The organism is Algibacter lectus (assembly GCF_900112395.1).
Lineage (GTDB): Bacteria > Bacteroidota > Bacteroidia > Flavobacteriales > Flavobacteriaceae > Algibacter > Algibacter lectus.
The window spans coordinates 246,715-267,521 of the sequence record NZ_FOLN01000001.1 but is presented as its reverse complement, the minus strand read 5'-3'; the positions used below and the strand labels follow the sequence as shown (position 1 = coordinate 267,521).

Below are 20,807 nucleotides of genomic sequence, written 5' to 3'. Positions count from 1 at the left end.
TAGCATTAAAATATATAACATGAAAAAGAATTTTTTAAAGGCAGCCTGTTTGGTTCATGTTTTTTTTATGGCAGTGATATCAAATTTAACTGCTCAGAATCATATAAAAGAAACGGACTCGGATAAGCTAACGCTTTGGTATGAAAAACCAGCAGATACTTGGATGACCGAGGCGCTTCCTATTGGAAATGGACCATTAGGAGCCATGCTTTTTGGAGGGACTAATGTGGAGCGTATTCAGTTTAATGAAATTAGTCTTTGGAGTGGCGATAGAATGCCGAAAGAAGAAGAGTTGAAGGAAATAGATATGGGGTCTTATCAGGCTTTTGGCGATGTTTATGTTCGTTTGGGGCATGATTTTGATAAGGTAACAAATTATAAGCGTTCGCTAGATTTAAGTAAAGCATTGCATCTTGTGGAGTACGATTATATGGGGATTCATTATGTTCAAAAAGCTTTTGTAAGCCATCCGGCCAATGTCATCGTTGTGCAATTAACAGCCGACAAACCTATGGCGTTTACAGGAGATGTTTGGCTTACAGATATGCACAATGGAAAAATAACTTTAGATGAAGAAAATCAAAGGTTTTATTCCGTTGGTGATATGAATAATGGGTTTGAGTATGAATCCCAATTGAAAGTAATTACTACTGGTGAAAAACTAAAAATGAAACGTTCCAGACAAGAGAGCAATGGTTTAGAGCCGATGTCTCAGTATGGGTTAGGTTTTGTTAGAGCGGATGCTGTAACTTTAATAATTAGTGCAGGAACTAATTTTAAGCAAGATTTTAAATCGGAATGGCTTGGTGTGCATCCTCATGCTAAAGTAACTCAAAATGTAGATTTAGCATCTTCTAAAAAATTTGAAGAGCTATATGATGAGCATTTGTCGGATTATCAAAATCTTTTCGGTCGTGTAACATTGGATTTAGGAAAAACAGATTCTGCTTTACGAGAAAAAAGTACATTAAAAAGACTTGAAGCCTATAAGCATGATAAATCTCATGACCCTGAATTGGAAGCCTTATTCTGTCAATACGGAAGGTATTTACTAATTAGTTGTTCAAGACCTAATTCTTTACCTGCTAATTTACAAGGGGTTTGGAATCATAGTAATCAGCCTGAATGGTCTGGAGATTATCATTCTAATATTAATTTAGAAATGAACTATTGGCCAGCAGAAACAGCAAATCTTAGTGAGTGTCATGTTCCTTTTATCGACTATGTTTCAAGTTTGCGTGAGGTGAGTGCCTTAAATACCCAGAAGCAATATGGTGATGTTCGAGGGTGGACGGTACAAACTATGAATAATGCTACAGGCTTATCATTTTGGAAATGGAATGCGCCAGGTAGTGCTTGGTACGCTCAACATTTATGGGAGCATTATGCATTTGGTCTTGATAAAGATTATTTGCGTAAAACAGCATACCCGATACTTAAAGAAGTTTGTCATTTTTGGGAAGATCATTTAAAAAGACGACCAGATGGTACTTTAGTGACTCCAGATGGTTGGTCGCCGGAACAGTATAAATACGAGCCAGAAGAAGGTGTAACTTACGATCAGGAAATAATTTATGATTTGTTTACCAATACAATTGAAGCGGCTGAGGTTCTAGGAGATGATGAAGAATTTAAAAATAAGCTAATTGGTATGCGGAATGATCTTTTAAAACCCGCAATAGGACGTTGGGGGCAATTAAAAGAATGGGAAATAGATAAAGACGATCCAGAAGATCATCATAGACATGTATCTCATTTATTTGCATTGTATCCTGGACGTCAAATTAGTGTGGCTAAAACTCCAGAATTAGCAGAAGCAGCGCGTGTGTCTTTAAATGCGCGTGGTGATGAGAGTACGGGATGGAGTCGTGCATGGAAAATAAACTTTTGGGCTAGACTAGGTGATGGTGATCGTTCATATAAACTGTTACGTAATTTGATAAATTTAGTAGATGTAACAAAAACTATTTACGGTAAAAGTGGTGCTGGTGTTTATGCGAACCTTTTAGATTCGCATCCGCCTTTTCAAATAGATGGAAACTTAGGGGCTACCGCTGGATATTGTGAGATGTTAATGCAGAGTCATGCAGGAGAAATACAAGTGCTTCCTGCATTGCCATCGGCTTGGGCTGAAGGTTCTGTAAAAGGGCTTCGCGCTCGTGGTGGATTTGAGGTTGATATCAAGTGGAAGGATGGTGAATTAAGGGAGCTGATAATTCACTCAGAGTCAGGGATGCCATGTAAGGTAACTTATAAAGGTAAAGTGTGGGAGTCTAAAACAAAGTCAGGGGCATCATACCGTTTAAGTCAGTCTCTTAAATTAGTTAATTAGAATTTCGAGTATGAATTAAAGTGTTGAGGTTTCCTTTTTTTAATCCCGCACTTCGGTGGAGAAATAGATTTATTGTTTAAAAAGAAAGTCGTCTGAAAATTAATTTTTAGACGACTTTCTTTTTGTGTTTAGATTGCATTTAATTTCATGTTTTATAAGTTTGAAAAGTGAAAAAGGGGGGCTTTTTGTGTTTTAAATACAACTTTTTAAAGAATTGTTATTAATTGCAGAGGTGCTGGTTTTTGGTAATTGTGTGATAGCTTTTCTTATTTTAGTTAATATAGTATTGTGATTGGTTAATTTTTTAGATAAAACAGAAGGTTTAAGTCTTTAAATTTGAAGATTATTAAAACTATTTCATCTATTTAAAATAGTTTTAATAACTTATTTTTAAAATAACTTGATGTGACTTTGGGTTTTCAAAGGTTAAAACATAAGTTTTTGTTGAAACTAAATTCCCCCTAGATATGAAGAAATGGTGCGTATTTGTTTGTTTAACTTTTTTATTAGTCTTTGATGGCTATTCTCAAAAAAATAAGCCGTCTTATGAGTCATGGACTGGAGCTGAGATAGAAAAGTTCATGGAAAAAACAGAATTAATTCCTATTAATGTAACAGGAGATAAAGATAATAGAATTAATATAGTAATAGTAAACCAATGGACTTCTAGAGATGAAGCGCCTTATAATTCACCAGAAATGAGAGGTGAATTTGTAAAAGATATTGAAGAGTCTTTAGTGGCTGCACTTACTTATGGTGATCCACGTGCACAAACAGCTTACGCGAACTATAAGGAGTTTTTTAATGTATATGGTTTATGGATGCCTAATGCGCCAGAATGGAAAAAAGGTATCGATTTAGAAGCTATGGATGCTATTCGAGAGAAGTTGTTCTTACCTTGGACGAATGAATATACAGGTTGGGCTACTTTTTTAATCATGCCTAATCGAGAAAATGGTGGTGGCGGTGCTGCTAGAAATCTTGAAAAACGTGTTGGTAATGCCGTTATTGCAGGTAATGGAATAGGTAAAATGCTTCATGAAATTTCACATACTTGTATGAGTATTGGTGATGAATATACTACAGGAGCAACGGGTACGGGAGCATTTCCTACTTATGGTGCAGATTTAGAATACGCGAGAGATAAGATTAAATGGATGAAATGGATAGAGCCAGATACGCCATTACCAACACCATATGAAGAAGAATACTTAGATAAAGTTGGTGCATTTGAAGGGAATCAATATCATTTAGTAGATTATTATAGGTCTACAGCTCAAGGCTGTATTATGGGTGCTGGAGTGTTCGATAATACCGAAAAAATGTGTCCGGTTTGTAATCAAAGAGTTTCTATGCGGGTTTACGATCTTGTTAATCCTGTAAAAAGTAGTTTACCAGAAAGTAAGGAGATAAACATAAATGGCGCTCAGAAAATCCATTTTGAAGTCGATCATATAAAACCAGAGCCTAATACTCAGGTTGTAAGATGGTTTCTGAATGGAAAATTAATTGCAACGGGGCCGGATGTTCTCGATGTAGAATTTGGTGATATTGCTCAGTATGAATTAGTTTGTTCTATTACAGATGAAACGCCTAATATTAGACCTGATCCGCCTTATTCTAAATTTCCTAAAGTTGAAGTAAGATGGACTATTATAAATGCCGCTCCAGTTTCCACAGTAAAAGACATAGCAGTTAAATTAGATTCTGAGGTTGTTGATAAGAAGGCAGGGGTTTTTAAAGTAGAACCTAGTATTATGGGGGGATTACCGCCATATACTTATCAATGGTCTACAGGTAGTGTTTCTGAAACGTTAAACGATGTTGGATTTGGAATTTATGAAGTAACAGTTGTTGATAGTGAATTCAGAAAGGAAACCGCTAAACTTTCTATTTATGAAAGTGATTTAACAGGTGTAAAAACGAATAAAAAAAATAAGAAGAATAATAAAGTAGAGATAGAAGTTTTTGCTAATGTCAAGGCTTCAGATGTTAAAAAAGATAATGGAGCTATTGCATTGCAAATTTCTGGAGGGCAAGCTCCTTATGCTGTAAAGTGGAAAAATGCGGAGTATGATTATGGTATTAATACCATTTACGAGCCTGAAAACGCCCAGATTAAAGTTTCAAACTATGAAATGAAAAAACTGTTCAGTGCAAGTAATAACACATATTTAGATAATAATGGAAGTGAAGGTTCTGTATCTTGGGAGGTTGAAGTAGCTAATAGTGGTATATATCCAATAGGTTTAGTGTACGGGGGTATTATCATGAAGGGATCGGAAGCGTTAATTTCTGTAAATGAAAAGATACAGGAAGAGACATTTCATTTTAATCAAACACGTCCGTTAGAGACCGGATGGGATATTGCTACTGTAAAAGTTTACTTAAAAGAGGGGAAGAATAACGTTTCTATTATTTCTAATGGGAAATCTATTCCGACTATAGATTATTTAAGAGTTCCTACAAGTGTTCGGTATAAGTCTGTTCTCAAAAACGAACGCATTAATCTTACTTCAGACGATTACAAATATGTGGTTAGTGATAGTAAAGGGAATACGGTGGAAGGAAAAGTAAGCGTTCCGGAAGTGTATCCTTTTAAAATTGATGATATTAAGTTAGTACATAAAAATGGAGGCGTTGCAGTGGTTAATCCGTTGCCAACTTATACCTATAAATGGTATACCAAAGATGCTACAAAAATTAAAGGAGAATTGTATGAGTTTCCTTTAGCAACAGGAAATGTATTTGTACCAAAAGAAAAAGGTAATTATTATGTGGCAGCTCAAAACAATCAAACGCTTGCTGAAAGTGCTAATCGTTTTGGTTTTGGTGTTGGAGATTTGGCAGATAAAAAAGTAGAGGCTTTAGATCCTTCAGAATTAGGTTTCGAAAGTATAGCCATGTGGTTCGATGCTCATGATATTGACGGTAATGGTAAGGTAGATGAGGAAACGCCTAAACGCGGACCATTAAAGCATTGGAAAGATAAATCTAAATTATACCGAAATGAATTGTTTGTAAAATATGAGCCTAATAAATTAAATGGAAAAGGTATTGCGGCTTTCGATCAGGTTTGGCTTTCTATTTTAGAAAACAGAGTAAAATCTTACCAAACAATCATTATGGTTTATAAAGAAAGTAGTGTCTCATTCCCAGGTACAAGTTTGTTTAAAGGGCTTGGTCCTTTTATTGGGAAAAGTAAAAACTCAAAAAATTCGCTTTTTGATAGTGAAACTATTGATGCGAAAACGAAAAATGGAAAAGTTTTCCTCAACGGAAAACAAGTAAATCCGTTTATAACACCTAATCCAATGGAATTTTGCATGTTAACAGTAGAACTTGACTCTAAATCTAATGTGCCTTTATCAAGAACCGAAGGTTTGTGGGAAGGTTCTATTGCTGAAATCATTATTGTAGACAGAGTGTTAACAGAAGCAGAAAGAAATGGTGTTGAGGAATATCTAAGACGTAAATGGTTTGCTTCAATCGATGTGAAGTTTTAATTAAAATACTTAAATATATTTAAAGAGTAATATAAATGGGAAAATCAAATATCAAAATATTAAGGTTATTTTTTATAGCGTCTATGTTTGCATACTCGTGTAAAGATGAGGCTAAGAAAATTAAAGAAGTAAAAAAGCCAAATATTATTTACATCATGACGGACGATCATGGTTATCAAGCTATCAGCTCTTATAATGGTGCGCTTAACCAAACCCCGAATATTGATAGAATAGCAAACGATGGTGTTAAGTTTACACGAAGCTTTGTAACAAACTCTATTTGTTCGCCAAGCAGAGCAGTTATGTTAACAGGGAAGTTTTCTCACCTCAATGGGCAACGTATAAACAGTCAAAGCTTTGATGGCAGCCAAGTAACTTTTCCTAAAATATTGCAGGAAACAGGATATCAAACCGCTATGATTGGAAAATGGCATTTAGGAAGTGATCCTACAGGATTCGATTACTGGAACGTGTTACCTGGTCAAGGTGATTATTACAATCCAGATTTTATTGAAATGGGGAAAAAAAGTAGAGTAGAAGGTTATGTTACAAGTCTTATTACCAAGTTTAGTTTAGATTGGTTGAAACAAAGAGATACAAAAAAACCTTTTGCTTTGTTAATGCATCATAAAGCACCGCATAGATGTTGGATGCCAGATCTTAAATATTTGGAAAAATATAATGATACAAAATTTGAGTTGCCAGATAATTTTTATGATGATTATGAAGGTCGTACTGCAGCTGCTAGTCAGGCTATGCATATTAAAGATTTTTGCCCTGTCAATGATTTAAAAATGTATGATAAGGAAGGAGAAATAGATGGTCCGTTAAGAAAATATTTTGAAATTCAAATTAATCGCATGAATCCAGAGCAACGTAAAGTTTGGGATAAAGCATACGATAAAGAGATTGCTTATTTTAAGGAAGCAGGACTTACAGGAAAAGAATTAATGGAATGGCGTTACCAACGCTATTTAGAAGATTACTTAAGATGTATTGCTTCTGTAGATGATAGTGTTGGAGAGGTGTTAGATTATTTGGAAGAAAATGATTTAGCAGAAAACACATTAGTAGTTTACACTTCCGATCAAGGGTTTTACTTAGGTGAACACGGTTGGTTTGATAAACGTTTTATGTATGAAGAGTCTTTTAGAACACCTTTATTGATGAAGTTACCTTCTCGATTTAAGAAGAAAACAACGAGTAAGTTGGTGCAAAATATAGATTATGCGCCTACCTTTTTAGAGTTAGCAGGAGCAGAAATTCCTAAAGAAATGCAAGGGAATTCACTAGTGTCTATGTTAGAGGATGAAGATAAGGTAGAATGGAGAGAGGCTTTGTATTATCATTATTATGAATATCCTGGGCCACATGATGTTAAAAGGCATTATGGTGTGCGAACAGATCGATATAAGTTAATTCATTTTTATAATAATATAGATCAATGGGAGCTTTATGATTTAAAAGAAGATCCAAGTGAAATGAATAACTTGTATGGTAAAGATGGTTATAATGAGGTTACGCAATCTATGTACAAAGAGCTTCTTAAGTTGCAAGAGAAATATAAGGATACAACAGTAACAGATGTAAAGTTAAATTAATTTGAAACTAAAGTTTGTGATACATAAAAAAGCATTGACCTTGTTTCTTTTACTGGCTTTTATAGCGCTGCCAAGTCAAGGTCAAGAAAAAGAATTACCGGTAAAAGTATTTATTTTGGGTGGTCAGTCTAATATGGATGGTACTGGAAAAGGTGAAGAGCTTCCAGAAGAGTACTTGGTGGCTCCAGAAAACAGCATGATTTGGGATAATAAGAAAAAAGCATGGGTAACTTTAAGAACGGACTCTTTTTCAGAAAGAAGAAAGTTTAAATTCGGTCCCGAAGTTGCATTTGTACATTTACTTGCTAAAAAATATCCTAACCATAGAATTGCTATAGTGAAAACATCTGGAGGAGGAACCAAATTATGGAAACATTGGCTTCCGGAGCAAGGCATGTACAAAGCCTTTCTTAGGAATATAAATAATGCGGTAGGGGAGTTACAAAGTAAAGGAGTGCTTTATGAAATATGTGGCATGTTGTGGATGCAAGGAGAATCGGATGCCGAAACCCTCGAATGGGCGAATGCCTATGAAGAGAACTTAAAAGTGCTTTATAAAGATGTACGTGAGCAAACTGAAAAACCTAATTTACCTATTGTAATGGGGCGTATTTCAATTGGGCTTTTAAGAGAGACGCCTTGGGTGTTTGATTATACAGAAGTTGTTCAAGCGGCTCAAGATCGTGTTGCGAAAGCAGATAAAAACGTACGTATTATTAACACTAATAAGTTAGAAACATTAAAAGATAATACGCATTTTAATTCGGAATCTAATATTTGGTTGGGGAAAAAAATGGGAAAGTTGATGATTAAAGCAATTAGAAAATAATATTTTTTAAAATGAACGTAATGAAGAAGATAATACTTTTTTTACTTGTATTTGCCCAAGTAGTATTTGTGGGTTGTGCAAAAGATACTAAAGAGTCAATACCAGAATTGGTAGAAGCGCCATTAGCATATTTACCATTTAAAACCTTAAGTTTAGAGGATATGTCTGGGTTTGAAAAAACTACTAAAAACTGGCAAATTGTCGAAGATGCTTATGTGGATAAAGAAAAAGAGAGAACACTTATAAGTACTCCAGGTACAGGGGTTTTAGTAAGTCTTCCTGCTCCAAAAGCAAGACGGAATCTTTTCACAGCTTTCGAGCATGGTGATATGGAATTAGAGATTGATGTAATGATGCCTTTAAAGTCTAATTCTGGAATATATTTTCAGGGTAGATATGAAGTTCAACTTTTTGATAGTTGGGGAGTGGAAGACGTTGCGTTTTCTGATATGGGTGGTATTTATCAAAGGTGGGATGATGCCAGAGATGAAAAAGGTTACGAAGGTCATGCCCCTAAAATTAATGCAGCCAAAGCGCCAGGGTTATGGCAGCATTTAAAAATACTTTTCCATGCGCCTAAGTTTAATGACGCCGGTGATAAGGTTAAGAATGCAGAATTTAAGGAGGTTTGGCTTAATGGTCAATTAATACATGAAAATGTAGAAGTTACTGGGTATACAAGAGGCACTAAACTTCATGAAGAAAAACCATTGGGACCATTAATGATTCAAGGTGATCACGGAGCGGTAGCTATAAAAAACATCAAGTATAAGTTATACGGAAAAAATAGAGTGACTTTAGCTAATGTGGAAATGAGTGAGTACGAAAGTGGAACGGAGTCTTTGCCTAGTTTCGATACCTTAACACCTATACGTACTGTGAAAACGGATTCTATTTCAGCACAAATGGCTACTGGGAAAAGAGCTTCAAAGTTTTTAGTTTACACAGGGGATTTTCAAATTCCTACAGCGGGAGATTATAATTTTGATTTAGAGCTTATCAGTGCTGGCGGGGTATTAATAGTAGATAACGATACCATCGTAAATTATAATCCAAAAATGACATCTGGTTATGCTATGGTGTCGCTAAAAAAAGGAAACGTACCGTTTAAATTAATTTATAATAAAATTAGTAGATGGTATATTGGCTTAGGGCTTTATGTGGAAGGTCCAAATATGGAAAAACATAGTTTGTCTGCAAAACAATCTTATTTACCAAGAAAAAGAAATCCTAAAAACGACATTTTTGTTGAGGTTGAAGATGAGGTTATAGCGCAACGTAGTTACTTTATGCATAATGGTGTAAAGCGTACGCATGTTATTTCTGTGGGAACATTGGAAAATGTTAATTATGCTTTCGATTTAGAATCAGGCTCACTTTTAAAAGCTTGGGACGGAATTTTGTTAGATGCCACACCAATGTGGTATGTTAGAGGTATGGCGCAATTAGGTGTACCAAATGCGTTTAATGTATCGTTTAATGGTGGTCCAGAATTTGCTTTTTTAGAAGATGAAAAAACAGTTTGGCCAGATACTATTCCTACGCAAGTGGTTCAAAAACAATTAGGATATCGTTTTGATAAAAAAGGAACACCTTCTTTTTCATATCAAATGAATGAAACTAAGGTTGTAAATAAAGTAGTTCCAGTAGAAGGTATTAGAGGTATTAAAAGACTTATAACCATTACGGGGAGCGAAGGTATATGGTTTAAAATAGCAGATGGCACAAAAATAAAAGAATTACCAGATGGCACTTATATTGTTAAGGACGAAAATTACTATGTAGATTTTTCGGGGAATGATGGTTTAACTCCGGTTATTCGAAATGTAGATGGAAATGACGAACTAGTGGTTAAGCTAGCTGCAGGAAATCAAAGTATAACTTATAATATTATTTGGTAAAATAAAGGAATGAATATGTATAATATAAAAATACCATTAGTACTAGTTTTCATAATATTTACTTCTTACGTATCAGCACAAGAGCCTTCTGAAATGGATAAAAAGGAAGCTGTGTATTATAAAATAATAGATGTGCCTATTCCTGAGGATGTGGCGTTGGAAGTTGGTGGATTAACACTTACAGACGATGATAAATTAGGGGTGACCACAAGAAGAGGTGAGCTTTGGGTTATCGATAAACCTTATAGTCAAAAACCTATTTACTCACGTTTTGCACATGGATTGCATGAGGCTTTGGGAGTAAAATATAGAGATAATAGTTTCTATTTAACACAAAGAGGAGAGTTGTCTAGATTGTTTGATCACGATGGCGACGGAAAAGCAGATGAGTATAAAACCATATACTCTTGGCCTTTATCTGGAAACTATCATGATTATGCTTATGGGCCAAAATTCACAGAAAATGGTGATATGTTGGTAACCTTAAATTTATCTTGGGTAGATCACGGTGCTAGTTTAGTGAAATGGAGAGGATGGATGTTAAAAATTACACCCGAAGGCGAAATGGAACCTATTGCTACAGGTTTACGTTCACCTTCTGGTTTTAATATTAATAAAGATGGCGATGTGTTTTATACTGAAAATCAAGGCGATTGGGTAGGTTCTGGTAGAATGACACATTTAGAAAAAGGTGATTTTGCTGGGAATCCTGAAGGTTTACGTTGGTCTTCGGATCCATTGTCTCCAATAGATTTAAAACAAGATGTTATAGATGAAAGTCTCGGACTTTCGCTTTATGAGTATTCTAAAAAAATACCGGCTTTAAAAGCTCCGGCTATTTGGTTTCCTCACACGATATTAGGTATCGCTACTTCGGATATTTTATATGAAACTACTGGTAATAAATTCGGACCTTTTGATGGGCAAATGTTAATTGGAGATCAAGGACACAGTAAGATTACGCGTGTTTTTATGGAGAAAGTCAATGGGGTGTATCAAGGTGCGGCTTTTCCTTTTAGAGAAGGTTTTTCTTCTGGTGTTTTAAGATTAATATGGGGAAGCGATTCTAGTATGTTTGTAGGAATGACGAGCAGAGGATGGGCTTCTACAGGTAAAAAATCTTTTGGTTTACAACGATTAGTATGGACTGGAAAAACGCCTTTCGAAATTAAAACTATGAAAGCGCAAGATGATGGTTTTAAACTTGAATTTACAACACCAGTCAATAAGAAATTAGCGGCCAATGTTGCTATGTATAACATGACCTCGTTTACTTATAATTATAATCATGAATATGGAAGTGATATTATAGATAGACAAACAGCTATGGTGCATGAGGCTATAGTTTCGGAAGATGGACTTACTGTAACTCTTAAAATACACGGGATGCGTTTGGGGTATATTCACCAATTGGAAATACCTAGTCTTAAATCAACTTCCGGAGATTTATTATTACACAATACAGGGTATTATACTTTAAATGAAGTGCCCGGTGGAAAATTAAATTCGCCATCTATGACTATGGTTGTGAAATCTGATAAAAAAGTGGTGCAGCCAAAGCGTGTTAGCAAAATGCCTGAATCTTGGAACAATAAAATAGATGAGAAATTAGATATTGGTACTAAACCAGGATTGAAATATGATGTTGAAGAAGTATATGTGAAACGTGGTAGTAAAATTGCTTTAACTTTCAATAATAATGATGATATGCTTCACAATCTTGTTATTACAGAAAAAGGTGTTGAATCTGTAGATGAAGTAGGTAAGCTTGCTTTATCATTAGGTTTAGAAGGAGCCGATTATAATTATGTTCCGGATACCGATTTGGTATTATATCACACAGGTATTTTAAAGCCTATAAGTGCTGAAACTATTTATGTTACCATGCCTAAAACGCCAGGTGAATATTGGATAGTTTGTACTTTTCCAGGGCACTCTGCAGTTATGCGAGCAAAACTGATAGTAGAATAATGAGATAATATTAAATCACAAAAAAATATTAAGAAATCTTGAGAATGGTTAAGTGGAGAAATATTAATAAGTACTTGAAAGCACAAGTTTCAAAAGTGCTAGTTTTATATTTATCGATTTTAAGTGTTAATCATTTGCATTCGCAAAAAGCTTCTGGAGAAAAACAGAATGGTTCTATGAACGGTTATCTTACGGTAGGAGTCAATAAAGTTCCGGAATCTTATGATGCAGGCTTCTCAACGTACATTGCGGCATGGCCTTTAGTTAAAGATTATCCAGGTAATAGTTTTCAAACAGGACTTTTAGGAACTTGGATGCATCCAGATTATAATGGCGTAACAAAGCCAGATAGAAAGTTGTATAACGACATCGAGGGCGGATTAGGCTGGTGGAGAGATACGAGATTTGCTACCGAAACCCCAAAGTTTATTATGGGAGGAGTAGCCTTAAACTTCAGTGCCTGGGCCAATGGGCCAGGTGCAGGGAAAGGAAGAAACTGGGATAAGCCAAACGGTAAGTATGGGGTAGCTCAGCTTAGTCCTTGGGTATTGTGGCCTCCAGATGGTCTGAATCTTAAACAAGGAACCAATGGAGAATTATTTGGTTATGGGTATTTGCCGCTTCCATTAATTAAAGCAAAATCGACTACGGCTGGAAAAAATGTGCCTACAGGAGATAATTCGTGGACTTTATTTTTAAACACTGAAAATTTTAAAGGACCAGTTACGTTTTTTACACCTTATTTTTTCTCTAAACCTATCGTAGAAGAGCCGGAATTGGTAGGTATGTTTCTGGATACACGTCCAGGAAAGCCAAATAAGCCCATCCAAATGGAAACGCAACATATTCCGAGTGTGCAATACACAGATCGTAATGGAGATGTATATGCTAGGGTTGCACCTACATCTTTTCCTAGTGATACTAATGGGGAATCGATGCTTATGCACCAAGTTACTGCATATAAAAAGAGTGCGCTTTGGGATGCTGTAAAATTATGGTTAGATAAAGATGGTCCTGTTGCAAGCGGAACTATCGATACTAAAGGAGCGGTAGTGCATACCTTTAAAGGAACTGCAGGATCTAGTTGGAAAATTTATCCTTTAAATACTCCAAAAGAGCAAAGATGGCCAATCGATTGGAAATCCATAGCGACTCCAATTGCCTTAGATTCAACGACTTTTGGTTATAAGTGGGACGAGAAATTAGTGAAGCGCATGGAAACAAAAAACGGACCACTAATGGCGCTTCCTGAATATTATAAATTAGAAAAACGGACGAACGGTAAACCGTATTGGGTAGCATTACAAGCCAAAGATGTGCCTTCAGAATCTGGATTAGATAAACTTAATTTTGCATCGACAGATGCACCATCGGAACCTTATCTTACACCAGAAGAAACGATAAGTAGTTGGAAAACACCAGGGCCTGTTGCGGGCCCTTTTAAAACTAAAATTGGTGATGGTAGTACTGTAACGTATTGCTGGTATCGTTTTGTGGATCAGCCTGCATTATTGAATGCCGATTTAACAACTGCCGAACGCGAAGAATTACAAAAGCGTGTTGTGAAATTACATCGCGAATGGACAAAAGACAAAGCGTATATTCCGGCACCAAAAGTTGGAGCGTTGGCTAATATAGACCCCGCTCTAATCGTAACGCCTCCAGCAGGAATGGAAGCAGGTTATGTGCCAATTGTAACGAGACAAGGATTGGAAGAATAGGATATGATTAAATAATAAAACGTCCTTTTCTCCGTGTATAGACTTGTTTTTTATAACAAGTAAAACTAATTGTAGAATGAGGTGTTATACTTTTTATTTATTATAACCGTATGTGATTAAAGTCCGTTAGATAATTTCTTTATTTAACGGACTTTAATGTTTTAATTTATGCTGTCTTGTTCGTGTTAGATGAATTAAAAGTGTTTTTCGTCAGTCATTTAAAAAATTATAGAAAATGAAAAAAATTATTATGCTATTAAGTATTTGCTTAGCTTACTCTTGTGAAAACACGGTAAAACCTGAGCCTACAAAAAATATTGAACTCACAGAGAGTCAAAAACAAGCAGATATTGATTCTGTGAAAAGTCTGGTTTCAGATTCATTTCAAGATATATTTTCAGATTTCGATTCTACAACTGTATCTAAATATTATACAACCGATTTTGTGCTTTTAGAAAATGGTGTGTTATGGAATAACGATTCAATCCGCAGTTTTATTCGAAGAAAGCAGGCTAGTAAACAAAATGTTCAAAGGTTAAATAGTTTTGAGTATTTAAAATCTGAACATAGCCAAAATATGATTTGGGTAGCTTACGATAATTATGCGTTTTTCGTAAAAGAAAAGGACACGATTAGAACAGCACATTGGCTAGAAAGTGCGATTGCTAAAAAAGAAAATAATACATGGAAAATTCAGCAATTACATTCTACTGTTGTCCGAAAAAACAAACACTAATAATTAACTCAAACCTTTAAAATTAAAGACATGAAAAAGATCTATTTATTTGCATTTCTATTTGTGTTTTGCATGCTTAATACGGCTTATAGTCAAAGTAGACAGCTTTTTAATGCGGACTGGAAATTTGCGTTACATGAGCAAGAAGGTGCAGAGGTTCCTGATTTTAAAGACAAGAATTGGAGCATTGTAAACGTGCCACATGATGCTAGTATTAAAGGTGAATTTGATAAAAAAAACTCTACTTCTGGTAATGGGTATTTGCCTTTTCAGCAGGGGTGGTATCGCAAATCATTTATGCTTTCTGAGCAGGATAAAGGTAAAAAGGTGTTTATCAATTTTGAAGGCGTCTATAGAGACTCTAAAGTTTGGATTAATGGCGAACTTTTGGGGCGAAACTTAAACGGTTATCTAGGGTTTGAATACGATTTAACGCCTTATGTACAGGTAGGGAAGGAGAATGTTATAGTGGTGCACTACGATAATCGAAAAAAAAGAACTTCCCGTTGGTACACGGGGGAAGGGATCTATAGAGATGTTTGGTTAAAAATTGAGAACCCTGTATATGTGTCTAACCATGGAACATATGTAATGACACCATTCGTTACCAAAGAGAGAGCGAAAGTAACATTAGAAACAGAGATAATTAATGAAGCTGGAAAGGACGGTGAAATTACGCTAGAAACACAAATATATAACCCAAGTGGTGTGGTGGTGGCTTCAAAAACAAGTGTGGTGTATCTGCAGTTTTTTAAGACGCATAAATTTCATCAGGAATTTCAAATTTCCAATCCCGAACTATGGGATACCGAGACGCCAAACCTTTATTATGCAAAAACCAAGATACATTTTAATGGAGAGATTCAGGGGGATTATAACACGCGTTTTGGAATCCGAGATATCGAGTTTGTTCCAGATCGCGGATTACTGTTAAACGGAAATAAGATATTTGCTCAGGGTGGAAATTTTCATCACGATTTAGGTTGTTTAGGTGCTGTAGCGTTAAAGGAAGGGTATCGTTACCGCTTACAATTATTGAAAGATATGGGGTCTAATTCCATTCGGTTAAGTCATAATCCACATGCTAGGGTCTTACTCGAGCTTTGCGACGAGATGGGAATTCTTGTGATTTCGGAATCTTACGATAAATGGACCTCTCAGTATTATGGTGGTGAAGTCGCTTTTCGCGATGTTTGGAAGACGGATATGGAACGTTTTATAAAAAGAGATCGAAATCATCCTTCAATTTATCTTTGGAGTGTAGGAAATGAAGTGTCTAAGCAACGTAAAATGTTCGATAAGAAATTTGAAACTGAAGCAGATGGCGCTCATCAAGGAGCCGATGTTTTAAAAGAATTGGTGGCGTATGTGCATGAGTTAGATCCTAGCAGGAAAGTTACTGCAGCGCTGTTTCCAGGACGAAAAGATGATAATTTGGAATGGAATAATTGGGATAATCACGATGAATTTATGAAGGCTTTGCCACCTGCGATGGCTTTTAATATGGATGTGGTGAGTTGGAATTATACCGGTAATTTTTTCGATATAGATCATAAGAAGTATCCGCAAATGCTATTTATAGCCTCGGAAACGGCAACTAATCTTGACTTTGGAAATCGTAAAATTTCGATGTTAGAATTTGATAAATCGTATGTAGTTGGACATTATTATTGGGCAGCTTCGTCTTATTTGGGGGAGTCGGTTTGGCCAAATAAAAGTTGGGAACGCTCTTTTTATGGTATGGACGAGCAAATGACACCTATTGGTCATATTTATCAGGCATTGTATAGTGAAGATCCGAAACTAAAACTTTTGGTAAAAGAACCAGATACAGTTAAATTTAAAGCCTGGGAAAACCATTATGATAATAAACGATGGAGTTGGTATCCGATGTTAAATCATTGGAACTTTAGTGAAGATGATCTCTTAGAAATTCAGACGATTACAAATTGTGATGAGGTTGAATTGCTATTAAATGGAAAATCTTTGGGAAGTAAAACACTTGCGCAAGGTGAGGAACCTGTGTTGTATTGGGATGTTAATCATAAAGAAGGAGAACTAATTGCAATAGGGAAAAGAAACAATAAGATTGTGATTAGGGATACACTTGTCACTGCGAGTAAGCCAACCCAAATTAAACTATCAGCCAATAGAATGCAACTGAAAGCAAATGGAGCAGACCTTGTTTATATTCAAGTTAGTTTGAGAGATAAAACCGGAACTATTGTACCTGAAGATTTATTAGTAAATTTTAAAGTTAAAGGTCCTGCAACTATAGCGGGCGTTGCAAATTCAGATGTTTTTTCTGGCGAAGCTTGGCAAGGAAAGAGTAGGAGCACTACCAATGGAACCTGTCTAGTGGTATTGCGTTCCACAACCGAAAGTGGTAAGGTTGAATTAATCGCAAAAACATCAGGTGTAAAATCAGAGAAGATCGTATTTTATGTGATCGAAAATAACTTTCGTATTAACTAAATCAAAAGTATATTAATGCTTACATTTATAAGTGCCTCATGAAATAAGGTGAAAATGGAACTAATTTTTAGATGATGAAGGTAAAATAACTCCGATATGGACAAAGAAGATATGACAAAGTTGGTTGAGCATCAACTGAAGTTAAAAAAAGAAAAACGTAATCGAAAAAGGCGTTTACAAATTTCAATATTTATAATTATTACACTAATCCTTTTGTTGTTATTCGATGTGTTATAATTAATGATTACTTTTATAAGGTGCTGATCAGTTGGGGGAAAGGTTTGAAATGCGTATGGTTTTTTAGCTGCATGTAAAACCACTTAGACTATTTTATCAACGAGATAACGAATTCTTTTAATTCTTTATAAAATCATTAATTTAAAAATAATATTACGCCCATGTTTCCTATTCTATTTATGTCCGTGTTTCCTTTTCTATTTTTCATTGTTTACCTAGCAGTTATATTTGGAATCCTTTATCTAATTTATAAATGGGTGACTACATTTATAAATCTAAAAAGAGAACAGAATGATATATTAAGAGAAATTAGTAACAAAATGGGAAGTAAATAGGAGTAGGTAAATTGCATAACTCTTAAAATATATACCTTAAAAAAAGCCGTCTTGTATGGACAGCCTTTTCGCTTTTACTATAGTGTGTTATATTATTTCGAAATGTTTTGTACTCCGGCTCTAACATTTTGTTCCCATTGGGTAAGTTTGTGCTGTAGTGTCTGTAATAATTCGGGGTTATTTAGTGCTACATTATTTTTTTCTTCAATATCACTCGATAACTTATAAAGTTCGAATTTATCTTCAATATCAGTGTTTGTTTTAATCATTTTCCATTCACCACTTCTAATATAGCTTTGATTGCGAAACGCGTAAAAAAACATCTCGTTTTGGTAGGTCTGTTTGGTTAATAAGGTGGTCTTTTGTACTAATACCATCTATGTGTTTTTCGCTTGGTTGTTCTCTAATAAAATCAAGTAAGGCAGGTGGTAAATCCATAGTGAATACAGTTTGCTTATTGGTAGTTCCTATTTTTAAAGCATCCATGATCTTACCTATGCCTTGGCCCATGACTTCCACTATTTCTTTGTAAAGACCCTTAATACTATGTCCAGGCACGCGCGTTGTTCCGGGTGTTCCAATAGCTCTTAATGCATTTGCAATACGTCTTTGATAGGGCTCGTGTGGTGCTTCGTGTGGTAGGTAGAGTAGGAATGGTTTTGTACTGTGCGTTTTTGTAAATTCGACATCGTACTTAATTATTAAATCGGAAGTATAGCCAGCTTCGTTTTTTGTTTTACTACCGTTCCACCAATCTAAATAGTCTACAGCATCAAAGTGCGCATGATAGTCTACGTTTCCGCTTACAAAGTCTTTAAATTCGTCGACCCCCTGAAGTGTTGGGTTGTATGTTTTATCGTAACCTAAATGCCATTTTCCATACATGCCACAAGTGTAATTGTGTTTTTTAAATTCTTCTGCTATCGTAATTTCATCTTGTTTTAAACCTATATCTCTATGGTTTTTGGCTGTAATGACCGCTTCAATACTTGTGCGTTGCTGATATTTTCCGGTGAGTAATGCCGATCTTGTAGGGCTGCAAACAGATCTGTTAGAATGGAAATCTGTAAATAACACACCTTGGGAAGCTAGTAAATCTAAATTTGGAGTTTTAATATATAAGTTTCCGTAGGTAGAGATACCATTATAGCCTAAATCGTCTGCTACAATAATAACGATATTAGGTGTTGCCTTTTTGTCTTCTGCCTGTTTGAATATGAGAAAAGTGAAATACAGCTTAGAATACATAGTAATGATTTTTTCATTTCTATTTGATTCATAGTTTTTCGTTTTAGTCACTATATTCTGTTTCGTGGCTATTCTGAATTTTTAAAAACGACACTATAAAACACTAAAAAGGCTGCCTTATTAAGACAGCCTTTTAGAATTTATATTAAACCTTTTCTATTCCTTTTTAGAATATAGAATAGATTGATATATTACCAACCAGGATTCTGGTGAAGTTCTTCATTTATTGTTAATTCATCTATTGGTAGTGGTAATAGGTAGTCTCTATCTGGATTAAATCCAAAACCACCACCGTTTTCTAAGACATTAACTAATGGGTCTAAAAATCCTTCGCTGTTAGTTACTAAATTCGGGAATTTAGCTTCAATTTCTGTCGTATACATGGTTCCTATAGGTCGTTTTCCAACAAAAAGATTATGTGCTCTCCATCTCATTAGGTCGTATAAACGATTGCCTTCTCCAAATAATTCAACAACACGTTCTCTTCTTACTTCCTGCAAATAGTCAGGAATAGTATATCCGTAATCTGGCCAGTTTGGGTCTGGTGTTATAGCGTTAATATTTAAATCTGGCATCCCAACACGTCCTCTTAATTTATTAATCGTTAGATTAACGTCTTCCTGAGTTAAAGTTCCTAATTCAGCTTTAGCCTCTGCGTAAATTAACAATGACTCTGCATAACGAAATAAGATATAACCGATATCACGCGTTCTTAAGTTACTTTCATCAATTTCTTTAGAACGCCATTTTTCAATGGAATAGCCAGTTGAACACCTATCCATGTCTGGTAGTGTAAAAAAGCTTTGGCTTCCATCTAGGGCTATTATATCCAAATCTCCAGGAGCCATTAATGTTTGTGCTAGTCTTGGATCTCGATTTGTTTCTATTAGATCTAAGGTTTCATCTCCATTAAACATAGTGCTCACAGCAATAGGTTCTCCGTCAGAGGCCAAGTATAATTGCGTCATTTCACGAGACATACCTTGTAGGTTTGGTTGGTTCCATAACGAGTTTTGAATGTTGTATGTAAGATAGTCATAATGTTTATAAAGCATAACTTCTGGGTTGCCGCTATAATCTGTTTGTACGGATAAATCATAATAAGCTTCGTCAGTCGAGGTTCCTTGATAAAGTGAATACCTTCCACCTTCTATTACGCTATATGCAGCATCTGCGGCTTGCTGTAAAAAACCTGTGCCGTCTGTGCTTCCAGCAAAGTCTGTACCTTGGTGATATTTTTCCCAAGTCCCTTCGTATATTGCTACACGTGCTTTAAACTGGGCAGCAACGTCTTTATTTAATCGGGATGCACCAACTTGACTAGCAGATTCCATTTTTTCAATAGCTAAATCAAGTTCTGCAAGGATAAAGTTGGCAACCTCTGTTCTGGAACTACGAGCACCGTATAATATATCTTCATCCTCTACATCTACAACTTCTGTTATAATGGGTAGATCTCCAAAATTTTTGAACAGTTCAAAATAAAACCAAGCTCTAAAAAAGTGTCCTTCGCCAATATAATGGTTTAATAAGTTACCAGATTCTACTCTTTCTGCATTTTCTAAAAAGTAATTTACTCTACGAACATTTGTCCAGCTCCATCCTCCTCCAGAAGATGGGATGCTAATTTTTCCATCCATTCTGTTAGTGCTTGATGCACCAAACCATTGACTATGTGGTACAATAATATCCGTTCCTATATCGTAAGAGGGTGCAGCGCCGGCACCTGGCCAGCCAGCGAAATTGCCATAAAGTTGGTTTAAATAAAGCGCTAAATCACTTTCTGTTTTCCAAAAATCTGCATCAGAAATCCCGTCTAGAGGAGTTTTGTCTAGCAAATCGTCTTCACAGGAATTAAATGAAATTCCGGTTATTATTATGGTTAAAATATATAAAATCTTTTTCATCGTTTTAA

At 35.4% G+C, this 20,807-nt stretch carries 12 protein-coding genes; 9 read left to right on the top strand and 3 right to left on the bottom strand.

Annotation, left to right across the window (positions count from 1 at the left end; genetic code table 11):
- The first annotated feature begins 19 nt into the window (after positions 1–19).
- The 9 genes from BM246_RS00910 (at position 20) to BM246_RS00870 (ending at position 17,072) form a co-directional block, all read left to right on the top strand.
- Positions 20–2,332, top strand: coding sequence for a glycoside hydrolase family 95 protein (locus BM246_RS00910; protein ID WP_074935419.1), 2,313 nt, complete (start codon positions 20–22; stop codon positions 2,330–2,332).
- 467 nt (positions 2,333–2,799) lie between these two features.
- Positions 2,800–5,838, top strand: a complete 3,039-nt coding sequence (locus BM246_RS00905; RefSeq protein WP_074935418.1) for a M64 family metallopeptidase — start codon at positions 2,800–2,802, stop codon at positions 5,836–5,838.
- Positions 5,839–5,873: 35 nt separating this feature from the next.
- Positions 5,874–7,439, top strand: coding sequence for a sulfatase family protein (locus BM246_RS00900; protein WP_074935417.1), 1,566 nt, complete (start codon positions 5,874–5,876; stop codon positions 7,437–7,439).
- Positions 7,440–7,455: 16 nt separating this feature from the next.
- The gene (locus tag BM246_RS00895) at positions 7,456–8,268 is read left to right on the top strand and encodes a sialate O-acetylesterase (protein ID WP_139221818.1); all 813 of its coding nucleotides are present in this window, start codon (positions 7,456–7,458) and stop codon (positions 8,266–8,268) included.
- Between the two features lie 20 nt (positions 8,269–8,288).
- Positions 8,289–10,169, top strand: a complete 1,881-nt coding sequence (locus BM246_RS00890) for a 3-keto-disaccharide hydrolase (RefSeq protein ID WP_175489755.1) — start codon at positions 8,289–8,291, stop codon at positions 10,167–10,169.
- A gap of 15 nt (positions 10,170–10,184) precedes the next feature.
- Positions 10,185–12,140, top strand: coding sequence for a plastocyanin/azurin family copper-binding protein (locus BM246_RS00885; RefSeq protein ID WP_139221817.1), 1,956 nt, complete (start codon positions 10,185–10,187; stop codon positions 12,138–12,140).
- Positions 12,141–12,184: 44 nt separating this feature from the next.
- A complete protein-coding gene (locus BM246_RS00880; protein ID WP_074935413.1) occupies positions 12,185–13,861 on the top strand; it encodes a hypothetical protein in 1,677 nt (558 codons plus the stop codon).
- 235 nt (positions 13,862–14,096) lie between these two features.
- The gene (locus BM246_RS00875) at positions 14,097–14,597 is read left to right on the top strand and encodes a hypothetical protein (protein WP_083415661.1); all 501 of its coding nucleotides are present in this window, start codon (positions 14,097–14,099) and stop codon (positions 14,595–14,597) included.
- 30 nt (positions 14,598–14,627) lie between these two features.
- Complete coding sequence (locus BM246_RS00870) at positions 14,628–17,072, top strand: glycoside hydrolase family 2 TIM barrel-domain containing protein (protein WP_074935412.1); 2,445 nt, start codon at positions 14,628–14,630, stop codon at positions 17,070–17,072.
- Between the two features lie 664 nt (positions 17,073–17,736).
- Here the strand turns inward: BM246_RS00870 and BM246_RS19875 are convergent.
- The 3 genes from BM246_RS19875 to BM246_RS00860 form a co-directional block, all read right to left on the bottom strand.
- Complete coding sequence (locus BM246_RS19875) at positions 17,737–17,913, bottom strand: hypothetical protein (protein WP_175489754.1); 177 nt, start codon at positions 17,911–17,913, stop codon at positions 17,737–17,739.
- A 16-nt stretch (positions 17,914–17,929) separates the two neighbouring features.
- On the bottom strand, positions 17,930–18,892 hold the full coding sequence (locus tag BM246_RS00865) for a sulfatase-like hydrolase/transferase (protein WP_139221816.1): 963 nt from the start codon (positions 18,890–18,892) through the stop codon (positions 17,930–17,932).
- A gap of 191 nt (positions 18,893–19,083) precedes the next feature.
- Positions 19,084–20,799 carry a RagB/SusD family nutrient uptake outer membrane protein gene (locus BM246_RS00860; RefSeq protein WP_074935410.1) on the bottom strand — a complete coding sequence of 572 codons (1,716 nt, stop codon included), beginning with the start codon at positions 20,797–20,799 and terminating at the stop codon, positions 19,084–19,086.
- Positions 20,800–20,807: the final 8 nt, after the last annotated feature.

Coding starts and splice junctions, on each gene's coding strand:
- BM246_RS00910 (WP_074935419.1), top strand. CDS start 20: ATGAAAAAGAATTTTTTAAAGGCAGCCTGTTTGGTTCATGTTTTTTTT.
- BM246_RS00905 (WP_074935418.1), top strand. CDS start 2,800: ATGAAGAAATGGTGCGTATTTGTTTGTTTAACTTTTTTATTAGTCTTT.
- BM246_RS00900 (WP_074935417.1), top strand. CDS start 5,874: ATGGGAAAATCAAATATCAAAATATTAAGGTTATTTTTTATAGCGTCT.
- BM246_RS00890 (WP_175489755.1), top strand. CDS start 8,289: ATGAAGAAGATAATACTTTTTTTACTTGTATTTGCCCAAGTAGTATTT.
- BM246_RS00885 (WP_139221817.1), top strand. CDS start 10,185: ATGTATAATATAAAAATACCATTAGTACTAGTTTTCATAATATTTACT.
- BM246_RS00880 (WP_074935413.1), top strand. CDS start 12,185: ATGGTTAAGTGGAGAAATATTAATAAGTACTTGAAAGCACAAGTTTCA.
- BM246_RS00875 (WP_083415661.1), top strand. CDS start 14,097: ATGAAAAAAATTATTATGCTATTAAGTATTTGCTTAGCTTACTCTTGT.
- BM246_RS00870 (WP_074935412.1), top strand. CDS start 14,628: ATGAAAAAGATCTATTTATTTGCATTTCTATTTGTGTTTTGCATGCTT.
- BM246_RS19875 (WP_175489754.1), bottom strand. CDS start 17,913: ATGATTAAAACAAACACTGATATTGAAGATAAATTCGAACTTTATAAG.
- BM246_RS00865 (WP_139221816.1), bottom strand. CDS start 18,892: ATGTATTCTAAGCTGTATTTCACTTTTCTCATATTCAAACAGGCAGAA.
- BM246_RS00860 (WP_074935410.1), bottom strand. CDS start 20,799: ATGAAAAAGATTTTATATATTTTAACCATAATAATAACCGGAATTTCA.